Here is a 25,693-nt window from a genome sequence, read left to right as displayed (position 1 = left end):
GAGCGGGTTCACCCGCGAATGCGTCAGCGCCGGCGCCAGCGGTGCCTGATCGTACGCATTCGCGGGTAAACCCGCTCCCACAGGGGACGGTGCCGCGCCAACGAACTCGAAGGACCTACCATGTTCGACTACACCGCCCGCCCCGACCTGCTGCAAGGCCGGGTCATCCTGGTTACCGGTGCCGGCCGCGGCATTGGCGCCGCTGCCGCCAAGGCCTACGCTGCGCTGGGCGCTACTGTGCTGCTGCTGGGCAAGACCGAGGCCAATCTCAATGAGGTCTACGACCAGATCGAAGCCGCCGGGCACCCGCAACCCGTGGTGATCCCGTTCAACCTGGAAACCGCCCTGCCCCACCAGTACGACGAACTGGCAGTGATGATCGAAGACCAGTTCGGCCGCCTCGACGGCCTGCTGAACAATGCTTCGATCATCGGCCCGCGTACGCCGCTGGAGCAGCTGTCGGGTGACAACTTCATGCGCGTGATGCACATCAACGTCAATGCCACCTTCATGCTCACCAGCACCCTGCTGCCGCTGCTGAAGCTGTCGGAAGACGCTTCGGTGGTGTTCACCAGCAGCAGCGTCGGGCGCAAGGGCCGGGCCTACTGGGGCGCCTATGGCGTGTCCAAGTTCGCCACCGAGGGCCTGATGCAAACCCTGGCCGATGAACTGGAAGGCGTGGCACCGGTGCGCTCCAACAGCATCAACCCGGGTGCCACGCGCACGGCGATGCGGGCACAGGCCTACCCTAGCGAAAACCCGCAGAACAACCCGCTGCCGGAAGAGATCATGCCGGTGTACCTGTACCTGATGGGGCCGGACAGCAAAGGGGTGAATGGGCAGGCGTTCAACGCCCAGTAAGGCTTGGAATTGCCGGGGCTGCTTTGCAGCCCATCGCGGCACAAGGCCGCTCCTACAGGGGATCGCATACCCATGTAGGAGCGGCCTTGTGCCGCGATGGGCCGCATGGCGGCCCCCGGGCCTACCCCGCTGCCAACACCGGGCGCATGCGCCCTTGCTGGCGCCCTTCCAGCTGCATGCACCGTTCCAGGAACAGGTACATGCAGTCGTAGCTCTTGCAAATCGCCTTGCGCAGTTCATTGCGCAGCCCCAGGGTCGGGTTCTCGCCCGCCAGGGTGCAGATGATCTCCAGCGCCTCCCACGGGTGCGCGTCGTCATACTGGGCATGCATCTTCAGCCACTTCATCGCCCGCTTGCGCTGGTCCTCCGGGAAGCCCAGCGCATAGGTGTCGGTGGAGCACACCACCGCCGACCATTCACCGGTCGCACCTTCGATGGCGTAGTTGGTCGCCGCCATGGAAATGGCCAGGTTCTCGGTGGCGCACACGCGCCAGCACCAGTCGTTCAGGCCGTTCAGTTCAGGCGGCACTTCCTGGGCCTGCAGTTCGTGCAGGTGCACGCCATGCGCCTGGCACCAGTTCACCCAATAGTCGGCGTGGTTAAGCTCGACACGGATGTTGCGCATCAGCCAGCGCCGCGCCATGTCTTCGCCCTGGTGCCGGCCATAGCGGGTCTTGGTCAGGTTGTGGGCCATGTACAGCGAGAACTGCTCCACCACCGGCCAGCCACCAATCAGGTACTGGCGGATGGTCGATTGCTTCAACTGGCCATCGCGCAGGCGCGCGTAGAATTCATGCTCGACTACCCGGCGCTTGCTCTCGCGGCAGTCTTCAATCAGTTGCTGGGCCCATTGGGGGTAGCTGGCGGGATCCATCAAAGGCCCGATACGAACGAATGCGTCAATCACTTTCAGCTCCTTGATCCTTGTGATTTCTAGCTAGCGAAACGTGCCAGGTGCCCGCTGCAACAGAGGCCGGGCGGCGATCCGTTGGCGCTGCAGACTGTCACAGGTGAACACCTGGGGGCGTTCGATGAGGTAGCCCTGGGCATAATCCACGCCAATTTCCTGCAAGGCCTGCTCGATCAAGGGTGTTTCGACGAATTCGGCAATGGTGCGCTTGCCCATTACGTGACCGATGTGGTTGATGACCTCGACCATGGCCCGGTTGACCGGGTCGTCGAGCATGTCCTTGACGAAACTCCCGTCGATCTTCAGGTAATCCACGGGCAAATGCTTGAGATAGGCGAACGACGACATGCCGGCGCAGAAATCATCGAGCGAGAAGCGACAACCCAGCCCCTTCAGCTCGTTGATGAAACGGATGGCGCTGCCAAGGTTGGCTATGGCGCTGGTTTCGGTGATTTCGAAACAGATCATCCGCGGCGGAATGGCGTATTCGACGAACAGGCGTTGCAAGTATTCGAGGAACTTGTCGTCACCGATACTCGACCCCGACAGGTTGATCGCGCAGATCGAAAGCGGCCCCTCGCGCCCTTCGTCCAGGCACTGACGGATGACCAGGAACACATTGCGCACCACCCAGCGGTCCAGCGCGGTCATCAGGCCGTAGCGCTCGGCCGCCGGGATGAAGCTGCTGGGCAGGATGGTACGCCCGCTTTCGTCGTGCAGGCGCAGCAGGATCTCGATATGGCCGGGGCCTTCGAATGTTTTCAGCGGGGCGATTTCCTGGGCGTACAGGCAGAAGCGGTTTTCTTCCAGGGCCACGTGCAAGCGCTGGATCCAGGCCATTTCACCAAAGCGCATGGACAGCTCGCTGTCGTCGGCATGGTACACCTGCACGCGGTTGCGGCCCTTTTCCTTGGCCATGTAGCAAGCCATGTCGGCGGCGCGCAGCGAGGTTTCGAGGGTGCCGGGGGACTGGGCCATGTGCACAAGGCCGACACTGACGGTGGTGACGAACGGCCGCCCTTTCCACACGAAATGCAGGCTCTGCACCAGCTGGCGCAGCTGCTCGGCAATGCGCTCGGCCTGGTCGGGCGGGCAGTTTTCCAGCAACACGCCGAATTCGTCACCACCCAGCCGGGCCAGGGTATCGCCCTCGCGCAGGCCGGACTGCAGCACGGCGCAGATGTGCCGCAGCAGCTCGTCGCCGGCGGCATGCCCGCAGGTATCGTTGACCAGCTTGAACTGGTCGAGGTCCAGGAACATCAGCGAATGCCGCCCGGCCTGGCGCGCCAGGTCATTGAGCGCCTGCTCCAGGCGGTATTCGAACTCGCGGCGGTTGGCCAGGCCGGTCAGGGCGTCATGGGTCGCCTGCCAGGACAGGTTGGCGATGTACTGGCGCTCCTGGGTCATGTCGTGCAGCACCAGCACGATACCGCCGACCTGGCCGTCATTGACGATCGGCGAGCCGACCAGGTTGACCGACACAGTGCTGCCGTCCAGGCGCTGGATCAGCCGGGCATGCTCGGCGCCGCCCTTGAGGCTGCCACTGAGCACCTGCTCGACCAGGCTGCGGCCGTCTTCCTCTGCCTGCTCGTCCACCAGGCTGAACAGCGCCGACAACGGCAGGCCCTGGGCTTGGCCGGCCTGCCAGTGGGTCAGTTGCTCGGCGGCCGGGTTCATGTAGCCGATACTGCCCTCCACATCGGTGGTAATCACCGCATCGCCAATGGCCTGCAGGGTAATCTGCGCCCGCTCCTTTTCTTCTTGCAGGGCGCTGGCAAAGGCTTGGCGCTGGGCCAGCAGCTTGCTGGAGCGGCGCCAGGCAATGGCAATCAGGAACATTGCGGTCAGCAGGTTGGTGATCAGCAGCACCCGCAGCAGCATGCGCGAGCCTTCGCCCAAGGCATCGCTGAACGCCTTGGCGGCCGGGGTTACCCCTTCGTTGATGGTGACGATGCGCGCCTTCCAGTCGCTTACCGTGCGGGCGTCGACCGGGCCAGCGGCGAAGCTGCTGCGCATTTCCACGGCCAGCATATCCAGCTTGCCCAGGTAGTCGTCGCCGATGTCCCAGTAGTCGATGGCCGTCTGCATGTAGCTTACATTGCGAAAGTTACGGTAGAACCAGATGATCCGCTCGACATCGTCGGGGTGGTTACCGCCTTGCAGCACGGCCTGGCGCGCGGCATCCAGGTCGGGGCTGGGCTGGTCCATCACTTCGCGCAGTTGGTGGTCGCCCTGGGGCACGGTGATGGCCTGGCGATAGCGCTGATAGGTGCTGTCGTCGCGGGTCTCGGCGTACAGGTTGAGGTAGTAGATGGCGTCTTTCTGCGCCTTGGACCACAGGCTTTCGCCCGCGACGTAGGCACGCACGGCCGAGAGCGTATAAAGGCTCAGGCTGCCCAAGGCTACCTGGAAGACCACAACGGCGATGAAGGGCCAGGTGATGCCGAGCAACTTTGGCGCTTCTAGAGTGCGATGTCCCTTCATGGAGTCCCTGTCACAGAGCAGATAAGGCGCAAATCAACCCAGACAAAGCACAGCGTAGGCCATTTGCCATCCCGGCGGTTGGGTTTTTTATGCCAGGCTCAACGCCATTTTCGATTACGTCGACGCGCTTTTTGTAGGAGCGGCCTTGTGTCGCGATCGGGCCGCAAAGCGGCCCCAAGATATCAGCGGTAAAGCAAAAATCCAGGGGCCGCTTTGCGGCCCGATCGCGACACAAGGCCGCTCCTACATACACAGCGCGCTTGCTTGTGGGGATCAGCTCTGCTGCAGGTGCCCATACAACTTGGCATACAACCCACCCTCGGCAATCAGCTGCTGGTGGTCGCCATCCTCGGCCACATGCCCGCCGTCGAACACCAGCACCCGGTCGGCCTGTTTCACCGCCGACAGGCGGTGGGCGATGATCAGTGTGGTGCGGCCGCTGAGGAAGCGCGCCAGGGCTTGGTGCAGGTTGTACTCGGTGGCGGCATCCAGGGCCGAGGTGGCTTCGTCGAGGATCACCACCTTGGGTTCGGCCAGCACCATGCGGGCAATGGCCAGGCGCTGGCGCTGGCCACCGGACAAGCGCACGCCGGAGCGCCCCACCACACTGTCCAGGCCCTGCGGCAAGGCGGCGATGGTGGCATCCAGCTGGGCGATGCGCAGTGCCTGCCAGCAGGCCTCGTCGCTGCAGTCACGGCCCATGGTCAGATTGGCGCGCACGGTGTCGTTGAACAACGACGGGTGCTGCAACACCACCGCGACGTTTTCACGCAGGGTTTCCAGGCCGATTTCCTGCAGGCTGGCACCGCCAAAGCGGATGGTGCCGGCCTGGGCGCTGTAAAGCCCCAGCAACAGCTGCACCAGGGTGCTCTTGCCGCCACCGCTGGCGCCGACTATCGCCACCTTCTCGCCCGGGGCGATGGACAGGTCGAGGTGCTCGAGCACCGGCTCGTCGGCATAGGCAAAGCGCAGGTCGCGCACTTCGATGCCCACCGTCTCGCGGCCGGCGAACGGGTCGCTGGCAGCCGGGTACTGCGGCTCGTCGTCGCGTGCCAGCAGTTCGTTTAGGCGGCTCAGCGCACCACCGGCGGCGTAGTAGGCGTATTGCAGGTTGAGCAACTGCTCCACCGGGCCGATCATGAACCACAGGTAGCTGAATACCGCCAGCATCTGGCCGATCGACAGGTCGGAGAACAGCACGGTGAGCATGGCCGCGGCGCGGAAGATATCGATGCCGAACTGGAACAGCAGGCCACTGGCGCGGCCGCTGGCATCGCTCTTCCACTGCGAGTCCACGGCGTAGTCCCGCACTTCGCGGGCGCGCAGACCAAGGCGACCGAGGAAGTAGCCCTGGCGGTTACCGGCGCGGATTTCCTGAATGGCGTCGAGGGTTTCCGCCAGCGCCTGGGTAAAGCGTGCGGTGCTGTCGTTCTCGAGCTTTTTCAGGTGCTTGACGCGCTTGCCCAACTGTACGGTGAAATAGATCACCAGCGGGTTGAACAGCAATATCAGCATGGCCAGCTGCCAGTGCATCCAGATCAGGATGGCCGCCGTGCCGGTAAGGGTCAGCATGGCCACCAGGAAGCGGCTCAGGGTTTCGCCGACGAACTTGTCGAGGGTGTCCAGGTCGGTGACCAGATGGGTGGTTACCGTGCCGCTACCCAGGCTTTCGTATTCCTTCAGCGAGATGCGCTTGAGCCGCTCTATCAGGCGAATGCGCAGGCGATAGACGATGTCCTTGGCCAGGCCGGCGAACAGCTTGGCCTGGATCACGTTGAACGCCAGCGCGGCCAGGCGCAGGCACAGGGTCAGCAGCAACATCAGGCCGATGTAGCCCGCCGCCACCTGCCAGCTGGACGGCAGCAGGTGGTTCATCCACTTCAGCGCGGCATCGCCATGGCCCAGCAGCACTTCGTCCACCAGCAGCGGCAGCAACAGCGGGATGGGCACGCTGCAGCAGGCCGCCAATACGGCGATGAAGTTGGCGGACCAGAGGTTTTTCTTGTGATGCAGGGCCAGGCGGCGGATTTCCGCCCAGCTCAGTCGATCAGCCGCAGTGTGGGGCTTGCCCGGCACCGGGTCGGGTGACCCAGGCACATCAAGCACAGGCGGCCTGCTGCAGCCAGCGGCCGAGCAAGGGTTGCAGGCGCTCCAGCGGCTGATAGCCGTTGGTCAGCAGGGCCAGTTGGCCATTGCGTTCGGCCAGCAAGGTCGGGAAACCGGCGATACCCAGGTCCTGGGCCCAGCTGAAATCGGCTGCAGTGGCGGCGCGGGTGTCGGCACAGGCGAAGGCCTCGGCGAACACGGTGCGGTCGAAGCCTGCCTGTTCGGCCAGGTCGACCAGATGCGGCGCAATGGTGACGTCCACGCCCTGCTCGTAGAACGAACGCTGGATCAGCGCCAGCAGCGGCCAGACGCGCTCGGCGTCCAGCTCGCGGGCGGTGACCAGGGCACGGCAGGCCGGCTCGGTGTCGTAGACGAAACCGTCGGGCATGGCCCCCTCGAAGCGGAACGGCTGGCCAGTGGCGTCGGCCACCGCCTGCCAGTGTTCAAGGATGTACTTGCGGGTAGAGCTGTCCAGGGCACTGCCGCCGGTACGCAGCCCGCCCGGCACCAGGCGGGTAGGCACGCCTGCGTCACGCGCCTGGGCGATCAGGGCCGCTGCCACGGGTGCGAAACCCCAGCACCACGAGCACATCGGGTCCATCACATAGATCAGGCGTGCAGACATGCATCAAGCCTCGGCTTTGTAGTTGTAACCGATCGGGTGCGGCAGGTTGCGGGCCTTGGCCAGCTCGATCTGCTTCTGCCGGTCGATGGCGCTACGCCGGGTCTTCTCGCTCAGGGTGTCCCAGCAGTGCGGGCAGCTGACCCCAGGCGAATAGTGCTCGGACGCGCGCTCCTCTGCGTTGATCGGGTGGCGGCAGGCGTGGCACTGGTCGTACTCGCCTTCGCTCAGGTCATGGCGCACCGTGACGCGGTTGTCGAAGACGAAGCAGTCGCCGTCCCACAGGCTTTCTTCCTGAGGCACTTCCTCGAAGTATTTCAGGATGCCGCCCTTAAGATGATAGACCTCCTCGAAGCCTTCACCGAGCATGTAGCTGGAGGCTTTTTCGCAACGGATACCGCCGGTACAGAACATGGCAACCTTCTTGTGCTTGCTGGGGTCGAAGTTGGCCTTGATGTAGTCGGGGAACTCGCGGAAGGTTTCGGTCTTCGGGTCGATGGCGCCCTTGAAGGTACCGATGGCCACTTCGTAGTCGTTGCGGGTGTCGATCAGCAGCACTTCCGGGTCGCTGATCAGCGCGTTCCAGTCCTTGGGCTCGACGTAGGTGCCGACCGCCTGGTTCGGGTCCACGCCCGGTACGCCGAGGGTTACGATCTCTTTCTTGAGCTTGACCTTGGTGCGGTAGAACGGCTGTTCGTCGCAGTACGATTCCTTGTGGTCGACATCGGCCAAGCGTGGGTCGTTGCGCAGCCAGGCCAGCAGGCCGTCGATGCCTTCGCGGGTGGCCGACACGGTGCCGTTGATGCCCTCGTGGGCCAGCAGCAAGGTGCCCTTGACGTTGTTGTCGAGCATGGTCTTGAGCAGCGGCTCGCGCAGCTCGACGTAGTCTTCCAGGGTGACGAACTTGTACAGCGCCGCGACGACGATGGGTTGGGACATGAAGCAGGATCTCCAGTGGTTGCCCTCGTAAGGGGCGGACCGGGTTTGACAGTGTGACAAAAAAGCGGGGGCGCTTTGCGCCCCATTCGCGGCACAAGGCCGCTCCTACAGGGGAATGCACCAGCCGACGGGCTGCGCTATCCCTGTAGGAGCGGCCTTGTGCCGCGAATGGGCCGCAAAGCGGCCCCCGGATTTTGCAGGATTCTACCAGAACAACAACAAGGTTTCAGTGCCCGCCGCCCGCGCACACCGGCGAGGCCGGTGCAACGCCGACCTTGGCCCACTCTTCGGCGGTGTAGGTGTGGATGGCCAGGGCATGGATCTCGCCCATCAGCTCACCCATGGTGGCGTACACCTTCTGGTGGCGCTTGACGCTGTTCAACCCGGCAAACTGCTCGCTGACGATCACTGCCTTGTAGTGGGTCTCCTGACCACGACTGTGCATGTGGCTTTCATTGAGCACTTGCAGGTGTTGCGGCGCCAGGGCGGCCAGCTGCTGTTCGATACGCTGTTGCATGGTCATCGCGGCGTACTCACTTCTTCGCCGGGGCGGCGGCCTTGCCAGCGTTCGGGTCCAGTTCCTTGGTCATGTCGTCCAGCAGCTTGTTAACCACCGGTACCGCTGGCTCCAGGCTCTGCTGGGTCAGCTGGGCCGACTGCTGGGTGACCTTGGGCATTTCGCGCAGCACTTTCTTGCCCAGCGGCGATTCGTAGAACTTGACCAGGTCCTTGAGCTCCTGCTCGGTGAAGGTCTGGGTGTACAGGTCGACCATCTTCGGCTTCAGCTTGTTCCAGCCGATGGCGTTGTCCAGCGCGGCGTTGGCCTTGGCCTGGTAGCTTTCCAGCACCGGCTGCTTGGTGGCCGGGGCCTTGGTCTGGGCGAAACGCTGGGCGAACATCTGCTGGACCTGCATGTACACCGGGGTGCCCAGCTTGTCGGCGTTGGCCAGGGTCAGGAATTTCTCGGCAGCAGCGTTGTGGCTGGCGGTGGCAGCGAGTACCTGGCCGCTGGCGCAAGCCAGGGCAACGGCGGCACAAAGGACACGGAGACGGGTCATTGCATTTCCTTCAGAAGAGAGGGAGGCGGGTACCTCAGAGTAGAGCATTCTGCGCCGTGGTGGCGATGTGCTCAAGTGGCACGACGAGCGACGGAACCGCTCGGTCGAATCAGGGCCTAAACTGCGATTTCGAACTACAAGGGAGTGAGTACAGAATGAGCCGTATCGAGACAGACAGCCTGGGCCCGGTCGAAGTTCCTGAGGACGCCTACTGGGGTGCGCAGACCCAGCGTTCGCTGATCAACTTCGCCATTGGCAAGGAACGCATGCCCATCGCGGTGCTGCATGCCCTGGCGCTGATCAAGAAGGCCGCGGCACGCGTCAACGACCGCAACGGCGACTTGCCGGCCGACATCGCCCGGCTGATCGAACAGGCCGCCGACGAAGTGCTGGGCGGCGAGCATGACGACCAGTTCCCGCTGGTGGTCTGGCAGACCGGCAGCGGCACCCAGAGCAACATGAACGTCAACGAAGTGATCGCCGGGCGGGCCAATGAACTGGCCGGCAAAGGCCGTGGCGGCAAGGCGCCCGTGCACCCCAACGACCACGTCAATCGCTCGCAGAGCTCCAACGACTGCTTCCCCACCGCCATGCACATCGCTGCGGCGCAGGCGGTGCACGACAAGTTGCTGCCGGCCATCGCCGAGCTGTCCTCGGGGCTGGCCGAGCTGTCGGCACGCCACCACAAGCTGGTAAAGACCGGCCGCACGCATATGATGGACGCCACGCCGATCACCTTCGGCCAGGAGGTCTCGGCCTTCGTCGCGCAGCTCGACTACGCCCAGCGTGCCATCCGCGCCACCCTGCCGGCGGTGTGCGAACTGGCCCAGGGTGGCACTGCCGTGGGTACCGGGCTCAACGCCCCGCATGGTTTTGCCGAAGCCATCGCCGCCGAACTGGCGGCGCTGTCCGGCCTGCCGTTCGTCACCGCGCCGAACAAGTTCGCTGCCCTCGCCGGCCACGAGCCGCTGACCAGCCTGGCCGGCGCCCTGAAGACCCTGGCCGTGGCCCTGATGAAAATCGCCAATGACCTGCGCCTGCTGGGTTCCGGCCCGCGCGCCGGGTTGGCCGAGGTACGCCTGCCGGCCAACGAGCCGGGCAGCTCGATCATGCCAGGCAAGGTCAACCCTACCCAGTGCGAGGCGCTGTCGATGCTGGCCTGTCAGGTGCTGGGCAACGACGCGGCGATCGGCTTTGCCGCCAGCCAGGGGCATTTGCAACTGAACGTGTTCAAGCCGGTGATCATCCACAACCTGCTGCAGTCGATCGAATTGCTGGCTGACGGCTGCCGCAACTTCCAGCAGCACTGCGTGGCGGGCATCGAGCCGGATGCCGAGCAGATGGCGGCGCACCTGGAACGGGGGCTTATGCTGGTGACGGCGTTGAACCCGCATATTGGCTATGACAAGGCAGCGGAAATTGCCAAGAAGGCCTATGGCGAAGGCAAGACCTTGCGCGAGGCGGCACTGGAGTTGAAGTACCTGACCAATGAGCAGTTCGACCAGTGGGTGAGGCCGGAGAACATGCTGGCTCCGGGGGGCAAGGGCTGAGTCGTGCACTGCCTTTACCGGCCCTTTCGCGGGTGAACCCGCTCCCACAGGATTACCACAAGGCTGAATATTGTGGGATCCCTGTGGGAGCGGGTTCACCCGCGAAGAGGCCGGTACAGGCGATCATTGAGCCTGGGCCAACCGCGCCCTGCGGGCCCGCCACCCGGCCACCAGCGAAGGCCCCAGTGCCACCAGCGCCGAGCCTAGCACCACGGTCACCGCCCCCACATAGCCCAGCGCATTGATGTCCTCGGCGTGCACATAATCAGGCCAGACCAAGGCCGCCAGCGCCACCGCGACAAAGGTCACCAGCGGGGTCAGCGCCAGCGTGGCACTCACCCGCGACGCCTCCCAGTGCGCCAGCGCCTCGGCGAACGCGCCATAGGCCACCAGGGTGTTCAGGCAACAGGCCAGCAACAGCCAGCCTTGCACCGGGGACAGCTGCAACGCCTCCAACGGGTGGGCCCAGGGTGTCAGCAGCGCGGCGCAACTGAGGTAGATCACCATCATTACCTGCTGCGAATGCCACACCGTCAGCAACTGCTTCTGGCTGAGCGCATAGAACACCCAGACGCTGGTGGCCAGCAGGATGGTCAGCACGCCGGTGGTATAGGTGCCGAGCGAGGTCAGCAGCTCTTCCAGGCGCTGGTTGAAAAACAGCCCGAACCCCGCCAGCAGGATCAGCAGACCCACGCCCTGCCCCAGGCTGAAGCGCTCGCGAAACACGAACACGCTGGCCACCAGCAACAGCACCGGGCCGATCTGCACGACCAGTTGCGCGGTGCCCGGGCTGAGCAGGTTCAGGCCAATCAGGTACAGCACGTAGTTGCCCATCAGGCCGAGCACGGCCACTACCACCAGGCCTTTGCGCTTGGGCGTCAGCTTGCTGAAGGAAGGCAGCCTGCGCTTGGCGGCCAGCCAGGCGAACAGCAGGCCGCCGGAAACCAGCAGGCGGTACCAGGTGACGGTGACCGGGTCGACCACTTGCAGCACCTGCTTGAGCTTGATCGGCAGGATGCCCCAGAGCAACGCCGTCAAAAGTGCCAGGAAAAGGCCATAGCCCCAGCGGCCGGTAATGGTGTGCATAAAATCCTCGATCGAGCCCGTGGTGGGGGTGGTTGAATTCTACGGGCTTGGAGGGCGGGGACGGTGGTGGGTGCCGGGAAAAGAATTCATCAGGTCATTCTTCTGCGGCATGGCTTGGCAGTTGTGCTGTCTGTTCTGGCCTCTTCGCGGGTAAACCCGCTCCCACAAGGATCACACAAGATTCAGCCCTGTGGTATTTCTGTGGGAGCGGGTTCACCCGCGAAGAGGCCGGCACAGGCAAACAGGAACTTCGATTATTTCTTGTCCCTGGCAAACGCCGCCTCAAGCGCCTGGTTGATGGTGCGCAACACCTTCACCCGCGCCCAGCGCTTGTCGTTGGCCTCCACCAGCGTCCACGGCGCAATTTCGGTGCTGGTGCGGTCGACCATGTCGCCCACCGCCTGGACATAGTCGTCCCACTTGTCGCGGTTGCGCCAGTCATCCTCGGTGATCTTGTAACGCTTGAACGGGATCTGCTCGCGCTCTTCGAAACGCTCCAGCTGGGTTTGCTGGTCGATCGCCAACCAGAACTTGACCACCACCGTGCCGGCATTCACCAGCTGTTCCTCGAAATCGTTGATCTCGCTGTAGGCACGCATCCAGTCCGCCGGGCTGCAGAAGCCTTCCACACGTTCCACCAGCACCCGGCCATACCAGGAACGGTCGAAGATGGTGAACTTGCCACGCGCCGGAATGTGCCGCCAGAACCGCCACAGGTATGGCTGCGCGCGTTCTTCTTCAGTGGGTGCGGCAATGGGCACGATGCGGTACTGGCGCGGGTCCAGCGCGGCGGCCACGCGGCGGATGGCACCGCCCTTGCCGGCAGCGTCGTTGCCTTCGAACACCGCCACAAGGGCATGCCGGCGCATGTGCTTGTGGCGCAGCAGGCCGGCCAGGCGGGCCTGCTCGGTGACCAGTTGCTCCTGGTAGTCGGACTTGTCCAGGCGCAGGGTCATGTCCAGCGCGCCGAGCAGGCTGCGCTGGTCGATGCTGCGGCCCAGCGGGGCGACGTTGCCCCGGTGCTTGCCTTTGGGGTTGTTGTCCAGTGCCGCCTGCAGGCTTTCCAGCAGGATGCGCCCTACCGCCAGGCTGCGGTAGTTCGGGTCGACGCCCTCGATGACATGCCACGGCGCGTAGTCGCGGCTGGTGCGGCGCAGCACGCGCTCACCAAAGCGCACGAAACGGTCATAGGTTTCCGACTGCTGCCAGTCCAGCGGGCTGATCTTCCAGCTGTGCAGCGGGTCGTCCTTGAGCGATTTCAACCGCGCCTTCATCTGCTTCTTGGACAGGTGGAACCAGAACTTGATGATCAGCGCACCTTCGTCGCACAGCATCTCTTCCAGGCGTTCGGCGCCGGTGATGGCCTGGTCGAGCACGGCATCCTTGAACACCCCGTGCACCCGCCCCTGCAGCATCTGGCTGTACCAGTTGCCGAAGAACACGCCCATCCGCCCCTTGGGTGGCAGGGCCCGCCAGTAGCGCCAGGCCGGCGGGCGGGCCAGCTCTTCGTCGGTCTGCTGGTCGAAGGTGAGCACATCGATCATGCGCGGGTCCATCCACTCGTTCAGCAGTTTGACCGTCTCGCCCTTGCCGGCGCCTTCGATACCGTTGATCAGCACGATCACCGGGAAGCGCGCCTGCTGCTTGAGTTCGTACTGGGCTTCGAGCAGGGCCTCGCGCAAAGCGGGTACCTCGGCGTCGTAAGCCTCCTTGTCGATGCTGTGGCCGATTTCTGCGGATTCGAACATGCACTGGCTCCTTCAATGGATAAGCAAGACTAGCGGATTTGAAGGCTTGTGCAGTACCTGTGGGAGCGGGCGTGCCCGCGAAGAGGCCGGCACAGCCTGCGCAAACCTCCCGGATGGCATAAAATCCGCCCATCCGCTGCAACCGAGCCAACCATGTCCACCCTCCTCCAGCACGCCCAGATCGACTGGGACGACCAGGGCCGCCCCCATTCGCGGCAATACGACGACGTCTATTTCGCAGTCAACGAAGGCATCGAAGAAACCAGGCACGTGTTTCTCGGGCAAACCCGTCTGGCCGAGCGCTTTGCCAACCTCGCCCCGCACGCCTGCGTGGTGATCGGCGAAACCGGGTTCGGCACCGGCATGAATTTCTACTGCGCCTGGCAACTGTTCGAGCAGCACGCCCATGCCGAGGCCCGCCTGCATTTCGTCAGCGTCGAAAAATACCCCCTCGGTCGCGACGACCTGGCCCGTGCCATACGCCTGTGGCCGGAACTGGCGGCCTACAGCCAGCCCCTGCTGGAGCAGTACGTGGCAGTGCACCCTGGCTTCCAGCAGTTCACCTTCGACAACGGCCGGGTCACCCTCACCCTGCTGATAGGCGACGTACTGGAGCAGCTGCCGCAACTCGATGCGCAGATCGATGTGTGGTTCCTCGACGGCTTCGCGCCGGCCAAGAACCCCGACATGTGGACCCCGGAGCTGTTCGCGCAACTGGCACGGCTGTCACACCCGGGCACGGTGCTAGGCACCTTCACCACCACCGGCTGGGTACGCCGCAGCCTGGTCGATGCCGGCTTCGCCATGAAGAAGGTGCCGGGCATCGGCAAGAAATGGGAAGTGATGAGCGGCGCCTATGTCGGCCCTGTGCCCAGCCCCGGTGCGCCATGGTATGCGCGCCCGGCTGCCGTTGCGGGGCCGCGTGAAGCGCTGGTGATAGGCGCCGGGCTCGCCGGCAGCACCACCGCCGCCAGCCTGGCACGGCGTGGCTGGCAGGTTACCGTGCTGGAACGCCACGACACGCCGGCTCGGGAAGCTTCGGGTAACCCGCAAGGGGTCCTGTACCTCAAGCTGTCCGCCCATGGCACGGCGTTGTCGCAGATGATCCTCGCCGGTTTCGGCTACACCCGGCGCCAGCTGCAGCGCCTGCAACGTGGCCACGACTGGGATGCCTGCGGCGTGCTGCAACTGGCCTTCGACAGCAAGGAAGCCGAACGCCAGGGCAAACTGGCTGGGGCCTTCGAACATGGCCTGCTGCACTCGCTGGAGCGTGCAGAAGCCGAAGCCATTGCAGGTGTGGCCTTGCCGGCTGGCGGGCTGTTCTATCCCGAAGGTGGCTGGGTGCACCCGCCGGCGCTGTGCCAGCAGCAGTTGCAGCACCCGGGTATTCGCCTGCTGACGCACCAGGAGGTGCTCGAGCTGCGCAAGGTCGACGGGCAGTGGCAAGCCTGGGCTGGCGAACGTTTGCTGGCCAGCGCGCCGGTGGTGGTGCTGGCCGGTGCCGCCGACGTACTGCGCTTCGAACCATGCGCGCAGCTGCCGCTCAAGCGCATCCGCGGGCAGATCACCCGCTTGCCGGCCACCCCCAGCAGCCGCGCGCTGCGCACCGTGGTGTGTGCGGAAGGCTATGTAGCGCCGCCGCGCGGGGACGAACACACCTTGGGCGCGAGCTTCGACTTCCACAGCACAGACCTGGCGCCGACGGTGGCCGAGCACCAGGGCAACCTGGCATTGCTGGACGAGATTTCGGTCGATCTGGCCCAGCGCCTGGGCACCACCGAACTGGACCCCGGGCAATTGCAGGGGCGTGCAGCGTTCCGTTGCACCAGCCCGGATTACCTGCCGATCGTTGGGCCGGTGGCGGATGCGCAGGCGTTCGCCCAGGCCTATGCAGTACTGAGCCGGGATGCGCGGCAGGTGCCGGATGTGGCCTGCCCGTGGCTGGATGGGTTGTACGTGAACAGCGGGCATGGCTCGCGCGGGTTGATCACAGCGCCGTTGAGCGGCGAACTGGTGGCGGCGTGGGTGTGCGGGGAACCGCTGCCGTTGCCACGGGCGGTGGCGGAGGCGTGCCACCCGAATCGGTTTGGGTTGCGTAAATTGATCCGCGGGAAGTGATTGCATCGGGTGCATGCCGTTGAATTGGTTGCGCCTGTGAGATCGAGCGCCGCCCGCGCGGCGCTTCGCAGCACAAGGCTGCTCCTACATCTGTTTCGGGCCAGTCATTCCTGCGATACAAGCACGCGGCCCCTTTGCGCTCACCCCGATATCGTGTCGGACAAACAAGGCGGTCGCGCGCGCATTGGTACAGGCGTTACTGGCCCGAAACAGATGTAGGAGCAGCCTTGTGCTGCGAAGCGCCGCGCGGGCGGCGCTCGATGTCCGCAACACCACAACACCCAAGACAGGCACCTGCCAACGCCACCTCATATAACAGATCGATCTAAAACTCTCACAAACCACATAGGTCAGTTCCTTAAGGTGCCCTAATCCGGGGCACTCCCTCCCCAACGGAAAAACCGGTAAGGACCTATGTGCGGATTAGCAGGAGAGTTGCGTTTTACACCTATCGACCAAGCCCCTCGCCCAGCCGACCTGGCTGCGGTAGAGCGCATAACCCACCACCTGGCGCCCCGCGGCCCGGATGCCTGGGGCTTCCATAGCCAAGGCCCGATCGCCCTCGGCCACCGGCGCCTGAAAATCATGGACCTGTCCGACGGCTCTGCCCAGCCGATGGTGGACAACACCCTGGGCCTGTCGCTGGCCTTCAACGGCGCCATCTACAACTTCCCCGAACTGCGCCAGGAGCTGCAGGCCCTGGGCTATAGCTTCTGGTCCGACGGCGACACCGAGGTGTTGCTGAAGGGCTACCACGCCTGGGGCGCGGCCCTGCTGCCCAAGCTCAATGGCATGTTCGCCCTGGCCATCTGGGAACGCGACAACCAGCGCCTGTTCCTCGCCCGCGACCGCCTGGGTGTAAAGCCCTTGTACCTGTCGCGCAACGGCGAGCGCCTGCGCTTCGCCTCGACCCTGCCAGCGCTGCTCAAGGGTGGTGACATCGACCCGATGCTCGACCCGGTGGCACTCAACCACTACCTGAATTTCCACGCCGTGGTGCCGGCGCCACGTACCCTGCTGGCCAACGTGCAAAAGCTGGAACCCGGTACCTGGATGCGCATCGACCGCCATGGCGAAGTGGAACGCCAGACCTGGTGGCAGCTGCACTACGGCGCCAACCCCGACGAGCGTGAGCTGGACCTGGAAGGCTGGACCACCCGCGTGCTCGACGCCACCCGCGACGCCGTGGCCATTCGCCAACGGGCAGCAGTGGACGTGGGTGTACTGCTGTCTGGCGGGGTCGATTCCAGCCTGCTGGTCGGCCTGCTGCGCGAAGTCGGCGTGGATGACCTGTCGACCTTCTCCATCGGTTTCGAGGATGCCGGTGGCGAACGCGGCGACGAGTTCCAGTACTCCGACCTGATCGCCAAGCACTACGGCACCCGTCACCACCAGCTGCGCATTGCCGAGCACGAAATCATCGACCAGTTGCCAGCCGCCTTCCGCGCCATGAGCGAACCCATGGTCAGCCATGACTGCATCGCCTTTTACCTGCTGTCGCGGGAAGTGGCCAGGCACTGCAAGGGGGTGCAAAGCGGCCAAGGCGCCGACGAGCTGTTCGCCGGCTACCACTGGTACCCGCAGGTGGACGGCGCAGAGGATGCCTTTGCCGCCTACCGCGAAGCCTTCTTCGATCGCAGCCACGCCGAGTACCGCGACACCGTGCAGGCACCCTGGCTGCTGGAAAGCGACGCAGCGGGCGACTTTGTCCGTGAACACTTCGCCCGCCCTGGCGCCCCCGATGCGGTAGACAAGGCGCTGCGCCTGGACAGCACGGTGATGCTGGTCGACGACCCGGTCAAACGGGTCGATAACATGACCATGGCCTGGGGCCTGGAGGCGCGCACGCCATTCCTCGACTACCGGCTGGTGGAGCTTTCGGCACGCATTCCGGCACGCTTCAAGCTGCCCGACGGCGGCAAGCAGGTGCTCAAGCAGGCGGCGCGGCGGGTGATCCCGCACGAGGTGATCGACCGCAAGAAGGGCTACTTCCCGGTGCCGGGCCTGAAGCATCTGGAAGGCGCCACCCTCGGCTGGGTACGTGAACTGCTGACCGACCCCAGCCAGGACCGCGGGCTGTTCAACCCGGCCATGCTCGACCGCCTGCTGAGCAACCCGCACGGCCAGCTGACACCGCTACGCGGCTCCAAGCTGTGGCAGCTGGCGGCGCTGAACCTGTGGCTTAGCGAACAAGGAATCTGACCGATGAAAGCCCATGAAATCGCTTACGGTCAGCGCCTGCTGCGCGGCCAGGCGCCGTCCTACGAGCGCCTGCAGGCGCGCCTTGCCGGCGACGGCAGCCAGCCCCACGACCAGCCGCGCGCCGTACATTGCGGCTGGGGCCGGCTGCTGATCGGCCACACCTACCCCAACCCGGCCGACCTGGCCGCCGACCTGCTGGAAGAACGCCCCGGCGAGCGCGATATCGCCCTGTACGTGGCCGCGCCGCAGCAGCTGCTGGCCCAGGCCCCGCAACAACTGTTCCTCGACCCGTCCGACACCCTGCGCCTGTGGTTCACCGACTACCGCCCGGCGCAGCGAGTGTTCCGTGGCTTTCGTGTGCGCCGGGCGCAGAACCCGGGCGACTGGCAGGCGATAAACACCCTGTACCAGGCGCGCGGCATGTTGCCGGTCGACGCCGAGCTGCTTACGCCACTGCACCTGGGCGGCCCGGCGTACTGGCTGGCCGAGGACGAAGACAGCGGCGCGGTGATCGGCAGCGTCATGGGCCTGAACCACGCCAAGGCGTTCGACGACCCCGAGCACGGCAGCAGCCTCTGGTGCCTGGCGGTAGACCCGCACTGCACCCGCCCTGGCGTGGGCGAGGTGCTGGTGCGCCATCTGATCGAACACTTCATGAGCCGCGGCCTGGCCTACCTGGACCTGTCGGTGCTGCACGACAACCGCCAGGCCAAGCGCCTTTACCAGAAGCTGGGTTTTCGCAACCTGCCGACCTTCGCGGTCAAGCGCAAGAACGGCATCAACGAACAGCTGTTTCTGGGGCCGGGGCCTCAAGCCGACCTCAACCCCTACGCACGCATCATCGTCGACGAGGCGCTGCGCAGGGGCATCGAGGTACAAGTCGACGATGCCGCCGGCGGCCTGTTCACCCTCAGCCTGGGCGGGCGCCGCATTCGCTGCCGTGAGTCGCTCAGTGACCTGACCAGCGCCGTGACCATGACCCTGTGCCAGGACAAGCGCCTGACCCAACATGCCTTGCACAATGCCGGGCTGCAGGTGCCGGCGCAGCAGCTGGCCGGCAATGCCGACGACAACCTGGCGTTTCTCGAAGAGCATGGCGCGGTGGTGGTCAAGCCGGTCGATGGCGAGCAAGGCCAGGGCGTGGCGGTGAACCTCACCTGCATCGACGACATCACCCAAGCCGTGGCGCATGCCCGCCAGTTCGACAGCCGCGTGTTGCTGGAAAGCTTCCATGCCGGGCATGACCTGCGCGTCGTGGTGATCGGCTATGAAGTGGTGGCGGCAGCCATCCGCCACCCAGCGCAAGTGCTGGGCGATGGCAAGCACAGCATCCGCGAGCTGATCGATGCCCAGAGCCGTCGGCGCCAGGCCGCAACCGGTGGCGAAAGCCGCATTCCACTGGACGACGAAACCGAGCGCACCCTGCGCGCGGCGGGCTTTGGCTACGACGACGTGTTGCCCGCCGGCCAGCGCCTGGCCGTGCGACGCACCGCCAACCTGCACACCGGCGGCACCCTGGAAGACGTGACCGAACGCCTGCACCCGGTGCTGGCCGACGCCGCCGTGCGCGCTGCACGGGCGCTGGAGATCCCGGTGGTGGGGCTGGACTTCATGGTGCGTGATGCCGGGCAACCAGAGTACGTGATCATCGAGGCCAACGAGCGTGCCGGCTTGGCCAACCATGAACCGCAACCGACCGCCGAGCGTTTTATCGATCTGCTGTTTCCGCATAGCCGGCCTTTGGCGTAAAGGCTGATGGCCTCTTCGCGGGCTCGCCCGCTCCCACAGGTACGGTGCTGCACTCGGGCTCTGTGGGGGCCCTGTGGGAGCGGGTTTACCCGCGAAGAGGCCGGCACAGGAGTAAAGGAGTCCCCAACCATGTCCGACCGACATCCCGAACCTGATCTCGACTACCTCAAGCGCGTGCTGTTGGAGATGCTCGCCATCCCCAGCCCCACCGGTTTCACCGACACCATTGTGCGCTACGTGGCCGAACGCCTGGACGAACTGGGCATCCCTTTCGAGCTGACCCGCCGCGGCACCATCCGCGCCACACTCAAGGGCCGCCAGACCTCACCCGACCGCGCCGTGTCCGCTCACCTGGACACCATCGGCGCCAGCGTGCGCCAGTTGCAGGACAACGGCCGCCTGGCCCTGGCGCCAGTCGGTTGCTGGTCCAGCCGCTTCGCCGAAGGCAGCCGGGTCAGCGTATTCACCGACACCGGCGTATACCGGGGCAGCGTGCTGCCGCTGATGGCCAGCGGGCATGCCTTCAACACTGCCATCGACCAGATGCCGGTCAGCTGGGAGCACGTTGAGGTACGCCTGGACGCCTACTGCGCCACCCGCGCCGACTGCGAGGCGCTGGGTATAGGCATCGGTGATTTCGTTGCCTTCGACCCGCTGCCCGAATTCACCGAAAGCGGCCACATCAGCGCCCGCCACCTGGACGACAAGGCCGGCGTGGCAGCGCTGCTGGCGGCGCTGAAAGCCGTGGTGGAAAGCGGCCGCCAACCGTTGATCGACTGCCACCCGCTGTTCACCATCACCGAAGAGACCGGCTCGGGAGCGGCTGGCGCCCTGCCCTGGGACGTCAGCGAGTTCGTCGGCATCGACATCGCCCCGGTGGCACCAGGGCAGGCCTCCAGTGAGCATGCGGTGAGCGTGGCCATGCAGGACTCGTCGGGGCCTTACGACTACCACCTGTCCCGGCACCTGCTGAAACTGGCCGGCGACCACGACCTGCCGGTGCGGCGCGATCTGTTCCGCTACTACTTCAGCGATGCCCATTCGGCAGTGACGGCGGGGCACGATATTCGTACCGCGCTGGTAGCCTTTGGTTGCGATGCCACCCATGGCTACGAGCGAACACACATCGACAGCCTGGCGGCGTTGAGCCGCTTGTTGTCGGCGTACCTGCTGAGCCCGCCGGTGTTTGCCAGTGATTCGCAGCCGGCCAATGCGTCGTTGGAGCGCTTCAGCCACCAGCTGGAACATGATGCACAGATGGAGAGCGATACGCGGGTGCCGGCGGTGGATAGCCTGGTTGGCAACAAGGCTTGAGGCCCTGGGGGCTGCGTTGCAGCCCCAAAATCCCGAATGTTTCGCGTAGCATGCCCCCACCAACACCCTAGGCAACGCCCAACATGCTGATCCCCTACGACCAACTGCAAGCCGAAACCCTGACCCGCCTGATCGAGGACTTCGTCACCCGCGACGGTACCGACAACGGCGACGACACCCCGCTGGAAACCCGCGTGCTGCGGGTGCGCCAGGCATTGGCCAAGGGGCAGGCGTTCATCCTGTTCGACCCCGAAAGCCAGCAGTGCCAGTTGCTGGCCAAGCATGATGTGCCCCGCGAGCTGCTCGACTAACAGGTCTGACCTCTTCGCGGGCTCGCCCGCGAAGAGGCCGGCACAGGCAACATCAAACCCTGCGGGCTTTGGCCTGCTGCCCTTCCTTGATGCGCTTGTACACCTCGGCCCGATGCACCGGTACCTGCCGCGGTGCATCCACGCCAAAGCGCACCATCCCGTCCCGCGTTTCCACGACCATGATCCGAATGTCATCACCAATCACGATGATCTCTCCCACTTCGCGCCCTATTACCAGCATGCTCCGTTCCTCCAGCGAAAGGGAAAACCGGAGCCTGCCTTGACGGCATCGGGCTACTCAATAGTTCTGCCGTGATTCAGAAGCACCCTACATCTGCCGGTAACTTTCCTTACAGACGAATCATCGCGACCGAGCCTTGGCCCGCATTTTCACCGCCATCTCAGCCATCTCGTCATACAGCCGCTCAGGTGCCTGACGCTTCAGTTGCCAGGCCTGGCGCCCGGCCTCATGGGGCAGGATGAGGAACTCACCAGCGGCAACCTGCCGGTGGATGTATTCGGCGATGTCCGCCGCATTGATCGGCGAGCCTTCAAGCAGCTTGCCGACCTGGGCTTTCATCGCCGGGTTCGGCCCGCGGAACGAGTCCAGCAGGTTGGTCTGGAAGAAAGACGGGCACACCACGTGCACCGCCACTTCCAGTTCGCGTAGCTCGACCAGCAGGCTTTCCGACAGGGCCAGTACGCCGGCCTTGGCCACGTTGTAGTTGCTCATGCCCGGCCCCTGCATCAGCGCAGCCATCGAGGCGATGTTGATGATCCGCCCCTTGCTGCGCTCCAGCAGCGGCAGAAAGGCCTTGCAGCCCTTGACCACGCCCATCAGGTTGACTGCGATCTGCCAGTCCCAGTCCTCCAGCGACAGTTCGGCGAAGAACCCGCCCGAAGCAACGCCGGCGTTATTGACGATCACATCGATACCACCGAACTGCTCGGTGCAGGCCTGGGCCAGGGCGGTGAGCTGGCTGTAGTCGCGCACGTCGCAACGCTGGGCAAAGCCATCGCCACCGGCTGCGCGGGCCAGCTCCAGGGTTTCGCGCAGGCCGGCTTCGTTGACATCGGCCAGCGCCAGGCGCCAGCCCTCGCGCGCCCAGCGCAGGGCGATCTCGCGACCGAGGCCGGACCCGGCGCCGGTGATCATGATGCGGTTTTGCATGGTGGCTGGCCTTGTTCTGATGGGTTGTGCAACCAGTCTAATCAAGGCCTGATGGGCAGGCAGGGTTCATCAAGGTAGTGAATGGAGGGGCATGATTGTGTGGTTAGCCTGCACCGGCCTCTTCGCAGCACAAGGCTGCTCCTACAGGGACCGCACACAGCTGTAGGAGCAGCCTTGTGCTGCGAAGAGGCCGGTACAGGCACCACACAAATGGAATCTTTGACACTCACCACCAGTCCTTATTTACAAGAGGCCAGCAGTCCGAGGCCCTTGACCCTCAACCACGCAAGGACTCCGTCATGACCACGATTCTCATCATCATCCTGATCCTTCTGCTGATTGGTGGCTTACCGGTCTTCCCGCACTCGCGCAGTTGGGGCTATGGCCCGTCCGGCATCATCGGCGTGGTGCTGGTGATCCTGTTGGTGTTGTTGTTGCTCGGCATGATATGACCCCACCACGCCCTGCCCGGCCTGGCGCACCAGCTGCCGTTCGAGGCGCCGCATGGCGTCGCCCATGGCACGTACCGCCAGGCCGAGCGCAGCGCGCTCCAGCGGCTGGGCGTGGCAACACCGTTCGACCTGCTCGCACAGGGCAACCAGGGCACCGGCGCGGACAATGCGTGCGCCGCCCTTTACCCGATGGGCCAGCCCGGCGATGGCCTCAGGCGCATCGCCGAGGCTCTCCAGGCGCTGCAGGTCCTCACGATTGCTGGCGCGCAGATCGCCCAGCAGCGCCTTCAGCGCAGCTTCGTCGTTGCCCACCAGATGCCTCAGGTGCTGCAGGTCGAGCAGGCTGCTGCCGTCATCGGGTTCCGGCACTGGCCGTGCGCTGATCAGGGCCTGGGTCAGGCTGTCGAGGTCCAGGGGCTTGAACAGGCAATCATCCATCCCCGCCTCGCAGCTGCGCCTGCGATCGACCTCCTGGGCGCTGGCGGTCAGGCCGATCAACCGGCAACGCGGGCGCCCGCTGCGGCGCTCGTGCTCGCGGATGGCTCGGGCCAGTCCGTCGCCATCCAGCCTCGGCATGTTGCAGTCACTGATGACCACATCGAAATGCTCCTTCAGCCACAGGCGCAAGGCCTGTGCGCCATCTTCCGCCACCCGGGCCTGGTGGCCGAGATAATCCAGCTGCTGCGCCAACAGCAGCCGGTTGGCCGGATAGTCGTCCACCACCAATACCCGCAGCCGCGCGCCTGGTTCGACATCCGGCAAGGACGATGTGCCAGGTGGCGCTCCCGCGCTCGGCAACAACGGTAACTTGAGCTCCACCTGCACCTCGGTGCCCTCCCCTAGCGTGCTGCGCAGCTGTAACTTGCCGCCCATCAACTGGCACAAGCTGCGGCTGATGTTCAAACCCAGGCCCGTGCTGGCACGTGGCGACTGGCGCTGGTTGCTGGCCTGCCTGAACGGCTCGCCGAGTGCCGCCAGCTCGCTGGCGGCGATGCCCACGCCACTGTCCTTGACCCGCAGCACGATATCGAGCTGCCCGTCTACCGGAGCCGCCTGCAGGCTGACCACGATGCGCCCGCGCTGGGTGAACTTGATCGCGTTGCTCAGCAGATTGGCCAGCACCTGCTTGAAACGCAGGGGGTCGAGCATGACCTCGGCTCCCACTGCCCCACTCAGCTGCATCTGCAACTCCAGGCCTTTGCCACGGGCCAGTTGCTCGAACAGTTGCACCACCCGCCCGACCAGCTCGCTCACGCGTACCCGTTGTGGCGAAAGCTGCAGATGTCCCGTTTCGATGCGGGTGATGTCGAGTATGTCGCCAATCAGCTCTTTCAACCCGCGCGCCGCCTCGGTAGCCACCTCGATGGCCAGGCGATCGAGCACACCTTGCGCGGCCTTGCGCTGGGCCAGCTCGAGCATGCCCAGCACCGCATGCAACGGCGTGCGGATCTCGTGGCTGATGGTGGCGAGAAATTCGGTCTTGGCCTGGTTGGCCGCATCTGCCGCACGCTTGGCCCGCCGCAACCGTACCTGCAGCCGGCCCAGGTAGCGAATCCACAGCAAGGCCATCAGCAGCAGGCACAGGGCAATGCCAAAGCCGATCAGGATTTTGCCGCGCAAGCGCGGCCATGCGCCGTCGGGGACGATCATCGGGTTGCGCCAGCGGCGCACCAGCGCATTGGTCTCGTGCGGCGCAAGGCTGAGCAACGCGCTGTCGATGATGCCCAGCAGCTCGCTGGCACCCCGGGCCCCGGCCAGGGCGAAGTGCGCTGGCGGCAGGGCCAGGCTGGCACTGACCTGCAACTGCCCGGGGTACCAGCGGGCGACCAGTGGCCGGGCGTCGTCAAGGGTCAGCAGGGCCGCGTCCACCCGGCCATCGGCAACCGCGTGCAGGGCCTCCAGCGGGCCGTGCAGCAAGTGCTGGCGCACCTGCGGATATCGTTCCCGCAGCAGTTCGACCATTGCACTGCCCCAGACCAGCGCCACCTGCCGCCCGGCCAGTTGCTCGAGGCTGGCCGGCGCCTGGGCGCCCGTGCGGCTGACCAATACCCGCGAAGCACTGAGGTAGGCACGGCTGAAATCCAGTCGCTGCGTCAGGCTGTCGCTGTAGGGCAGCCCGGCAATCAGCTGCGCCTTGCCCTGGGTTACCTGGCCGATCATTTGCTCCACGCCCGCCCCTGACTGCACGTCGAACTCAAGGCCGGTACGCCGGGTGATCAGTTGCAGCACATCGAGGGTGAGGCCGTGCAACTGGCCCTTGCTGTCGCGATAGCTCAGCGGCAGCACTTGCTCGTCCACCAACACCCGCACCTTCGGGTTGGCAGCCAGCCAGCGCTGCTGAGCCTCGCTCAAGTGCACCGCCTGGCGCGAACGCGCGCCGCTCGCCAGCGGGTTCCAGCGCGCCTGTATGCGTGCACGCTGGTTCGCGCTGATACCCGCCAGCACCGTGTCCACCAGTCGCGGCAGGGGCGTACCGTTGTCGAGCATGGCAAAGCCGATGCCCTGGCGCGGCAGGTCCGCATGGCCGATTTCCTCCACACCGCTGAATGGGCTGCGCCCCTGTACGTAACGTGCGACCAGTGCATTACCCAGGTACAGGTCGGCCTGGCCGAGGGCCAGCGCGGCAAGGGCACTGAACGCGGTGGGGTGTACCTGAAGGTTGGCCTGCGGGTAGTACTGGCTGACCTGCTCCGCTGTTCGGTAGCCATCCACCATTACCAGCCGCAGCCGCTCGGTGCCCTCGATGTCGACCTTGCGCTCCTGGGCCAACAGCAAGGGGTGGTCCTCGGCGTAGGGTGACGACAGGTGCAAGCCGGCCTGCTGCGCCTGCTGAGTGGTGACCGAACCGAGCATGTCGACCCTGCCCTCGTGCAACGCTGCGACCGCCGCCTCGAACGAGTCGAACACCTGTACCTGCATGTCCAGGTGCAGATGTTCGGCCACCAGCCCCGCGTAGTCGGCCGTGATCCCCTCGTAGGCACGCCCGTTGCCGAGCACATCCAGCGGCGGCTG

19 protein-coding genes and 1 pseudogene are annotated in these 25,693 nt (G+C 65.1%); 8 read left to right on the top strand and 12 right to left on the bottom strand.

Annotation, left to right across the window (positions count from 1 at the left end):
• Positions 1-120 precede the first annotated feature (120 nt).
• Positions 121-861 (top strand): YciK family oxidoreductase, encoded by a 741-nt coding sequence (locus M1D87_RS06785; RefSeq protein ID WP_015269300.1) that lies wholly within the window; start codon positions 121-123, stop codon positions 859-861.
• Positions 862-982: 121 nt separating this feature from the next.
• Here M1D87_RS06785 and M1D87_RS06780 read toward each other — a convergent pair whose 3' ends face one another.
• From M1D87_RS06780 to M1D87_RS06750, 7 genes are all read right to left on the bottom strand, one after another.
• On the bottom strand, positions 983-1,768 hold the full coding sequence (locus tag M1D87_RS06780) for a TenA family transcriptional regulator (protein WP_015269299.1): 786 nt from the start codon (positions 1,766-1,768) through the stop codon (positions 983-985).
• A gap of 30 nt (positions 1,769-1,798) precedes the next feature.
• Complete coding sequence (locus M1D87_RS06775) at positions 1,799-4,255, bottom strand: EAL domain-containing protein (protein ID WP_421091817.1); 2,457 nt, start codon at positions 4,253-4,255, stop codon at positions 1,799-1,801.
• Between the two features lie 273 nt (positions 4,256-4,528).
• Positions 4,529-6,361 carry an ABC transporter ATP-binding protein gene (locus M1D87_RS06770; RefSeq protein WP_039614565.1) on the bottom strand — a complete coding sequence of 611 codons (1,833 nt, stop codon included), beginning with the start codon at positions 6,359-6,361 and terminating at the stop codon, positions 4,529-4,531.
• Positions 6,354-6,986: a DsbA family protein gene (locus M1D87_RS06765; RefSeq protein ID WP_015269296.1), complete on the bottom strand. Its 633-nt coding sequence runs from the start codon at positions 6,984-6,986 to the stop codon at positions 6,354-6,356. Before M1D87_RS06765 ends, M1D87_RS06770 begins: the two co-directional genes overlap by 8 nt.
• A 3-nt stretch (positions 6,987-6,989) precedes the next feature.
• Positions 6,990-7,922, bottom strand: coding sequence for an oxygen-dependent tRNA uridine(34) hydroxylase TrhO (trhO, locus tag M1D87_RS06760; protein WP_013971443.1), 933 nt, complete (start codon positions 7,920-7,922; stop codon positions 6,990-6,992).
• Positions 7,923-8,148: 226 nt separating this feature from the next.
• Positions 8,149-8,445 carry a BolA family protein gene (locus M1D87_RS06755; protein WP_003252644.1) on the bottom strand — a complete coding sequence of 99 codons (297 nt, stop codon included), beginning with the start codon at positions 8,443-8,445 and terminating at the stop codon, positions 8,149-8,151.
• Between the two features lie 10 nt (positions 8,446-8,455).
• Complete coding sequence (locus M1D87_RS06750) at positions 8,456-8,980, bottom strand: DUF2059 domain-containing protein (protein WP_003259051.1); 525 nt, start codon at positions 8,978-8,980, stop codon at positions 8,456-8,458.
• 155 nt (positions 8,981-9,135) lie between these two features.
• Between M1D87_RS06750 and M1D87_RS06745 the strand changes: the two genes are divergently transcribed.
• Complete coding sequence (locus tag M1D87_RS06745; RefSeq protein ID WP_054573483.1) at positions 9,136-10,530, top strand: class II fumarate hydratase; 1,395 nt, start codon at positions 9,136-9,138, stop codon at positions 10,528-10,530.
• 123 nt (positions 10,531-10,653) lie between these two features.
• Here the strand turns inward: M1D87_RS06745 and M1D87_RS06740 are convergent, their stop codons facing one another.
• Complete coding sequence (locus M1D87_RS06740) at positions 10,654-11,616, bottom strand: DMT family transporter (RefSeq protein ID WP_421091816.1); 963 nt, start codon at positions 11,614-11,616, stop codon at positions 10,654-10,656.
• Positions 11,617-11,870: 254 nt separating this feature from the next.
• On the bottom strand, positions 11,871-13,364 hold the full coding sequence (gene pap, locus M1D87_RS06735; protein ID WP_025338088.1) for a polyphosphate:AMP phosphotransferase: 1,494 nt from the start codon (positions 13,362-13,364) through the stop codon (positions 11,871-11,873).
• Between the two features lie 153 nt (positions 13,365-13,517).
• Here pap and mnmC point away from each other — a divergent pair, with 153 nt between their 5' ends.
• The 5 genes from mnmC (at position 13,518) to M1D87_RS06710 (ending at position 21,058) form a co-directional block, all read left to right on the top strand.
• Positions 13,518-15,482, top strand: a complete 1,965-nt coding sequence (gene mnmC, locus M1D87_RS06730; RefSeq protein ID WP_421091815.1) for a bifunctional tRNA (5-methylaminomethyl-2-thiouridine)(34)-methyltransferase MnmC2/FAD-dependent 5-carboxymethylaminomethyl-2-thiouridine(34) oxidoreductase MnmC1 — start codon at positions 13,518-13,520, stop codon at positions 15,480-15,482.
• A gap of 414 nt (positions 15,483-15,896) precedes the next feature.
• Entirely contained in the window at positions 15,897-17,684 is a 1,788-nt protein-coding gene (locus M1D87_RS06725) for an N-acetylglutaminylglutamine amidotransferase (protein WP_013971438.1), read from the top strand.
• Between the two features lie 3 nt (positions 17,685-17,687).
• Positions 17,688-19,433: an N-acetylglutaminylglutamine synthetase gene (ngg, locus tag M1D87_RS06720; RefSeq protein ID WP_182328604.1), complete on the top strand. Its 1,746-nt coding sequence runs from the start codon at positions 17,688-17,690 to the stop codon at positions 19,431-19,433.
• 129 nt (positions 19,434-19,562) lie between these two features.
• The gene (locus tag M1D87_RS06715) at positions 19,563-20,747 is read left to right on the top strand and encodes an osmoprotectant NAGGN system M42 family peptidase (protein ID WP_061550822.1); all 1,185 of its coding nucleotides are present in this window, start codon (positions 19,563-19,565) and stop codon (positions 20,745-20,747) included.
• Positions 20,748-20,830: 83 nt separating this feature from the next.
• On the top strand, positions 20,831-21,058 hold the full coding sequence (locus M1D87_RS06710) for a YheU family protein (RefSeq protein WP_013971435.1): 228 nt from the start codon (positions 20,831-20,833) through the stop codon (positions 21,056-21,058).
• A 52-nt stretch (positions 21,059-21,110) separates the two neighbouring features.
• Here M1D87_RS06710 and csrA read toward each other — a convergent pair whose 3' ends face one another.
• Both csrA and M1D87_RS06700 read right to left on the bottom strand, forming a co-directional pair.
• On the bottom strand, positions 21,111-21,299 hold the full coding sequence (gene csrA / locus M1D87_RS06705) for a carbon storage regulator CsrA (RefSeq protein ID WP_003259056.1): 189 nt from the start codon (positions 21,297-21,299) through the stop codon (positions 21,111-21,113).
• A gap of 120 nt (positions 21,300-21,419) precedes the next feature.
• Positions 21,420-22,229 carry an SDR family oxidoreductase gene (locus tag M1D87_RS06700; RefSeq protein ID WP_038409024.1) on the bottom strand — a complete coding sequence of 270 codons (810 nt, stop codon included), beginning with the start codon at positions 22,227-22,229 and terminating at the stop codon, positions 21,420-21,422.
• 299 nt (positions 22,230-22,528) lie between these two features.
• Between M1D87_RS06700 and M1D87_RS06695 the strand changes: the two genes are divergently transcribed.
• Positions 22,529-22,681, top strand: coding sequence for a DUF3309 family protein (locus M1D87_RS06695; RefSeq protein WP_003252624.1), 153 nt, complete (start codon positions 22,529-22,531; stop codon positions 22,679-22,681).
• A gap of 108 nt (positions 22,682-22,789) precedes the next feature.
• Here the strand turns inward: M1D87_RS06695 and M1D87_RS06690 are convergent.
• Positions 22,790-25,678, bottom strand: a pseudogene (locus tag M1D87_RS06690) (ATP-binding protein); the annotation flags it as partial.
• Positions 25,679-25,693 lie beyond the last annotated feature (15 nt).

It is taken from the genome of Pseudomonas sp. SA233, from assembly GCF_054792385.1.
Note: the sequence above shows the minus strand (reverse complement) of the source record. Positions and strands in the feature narration are given on the sequence as shown.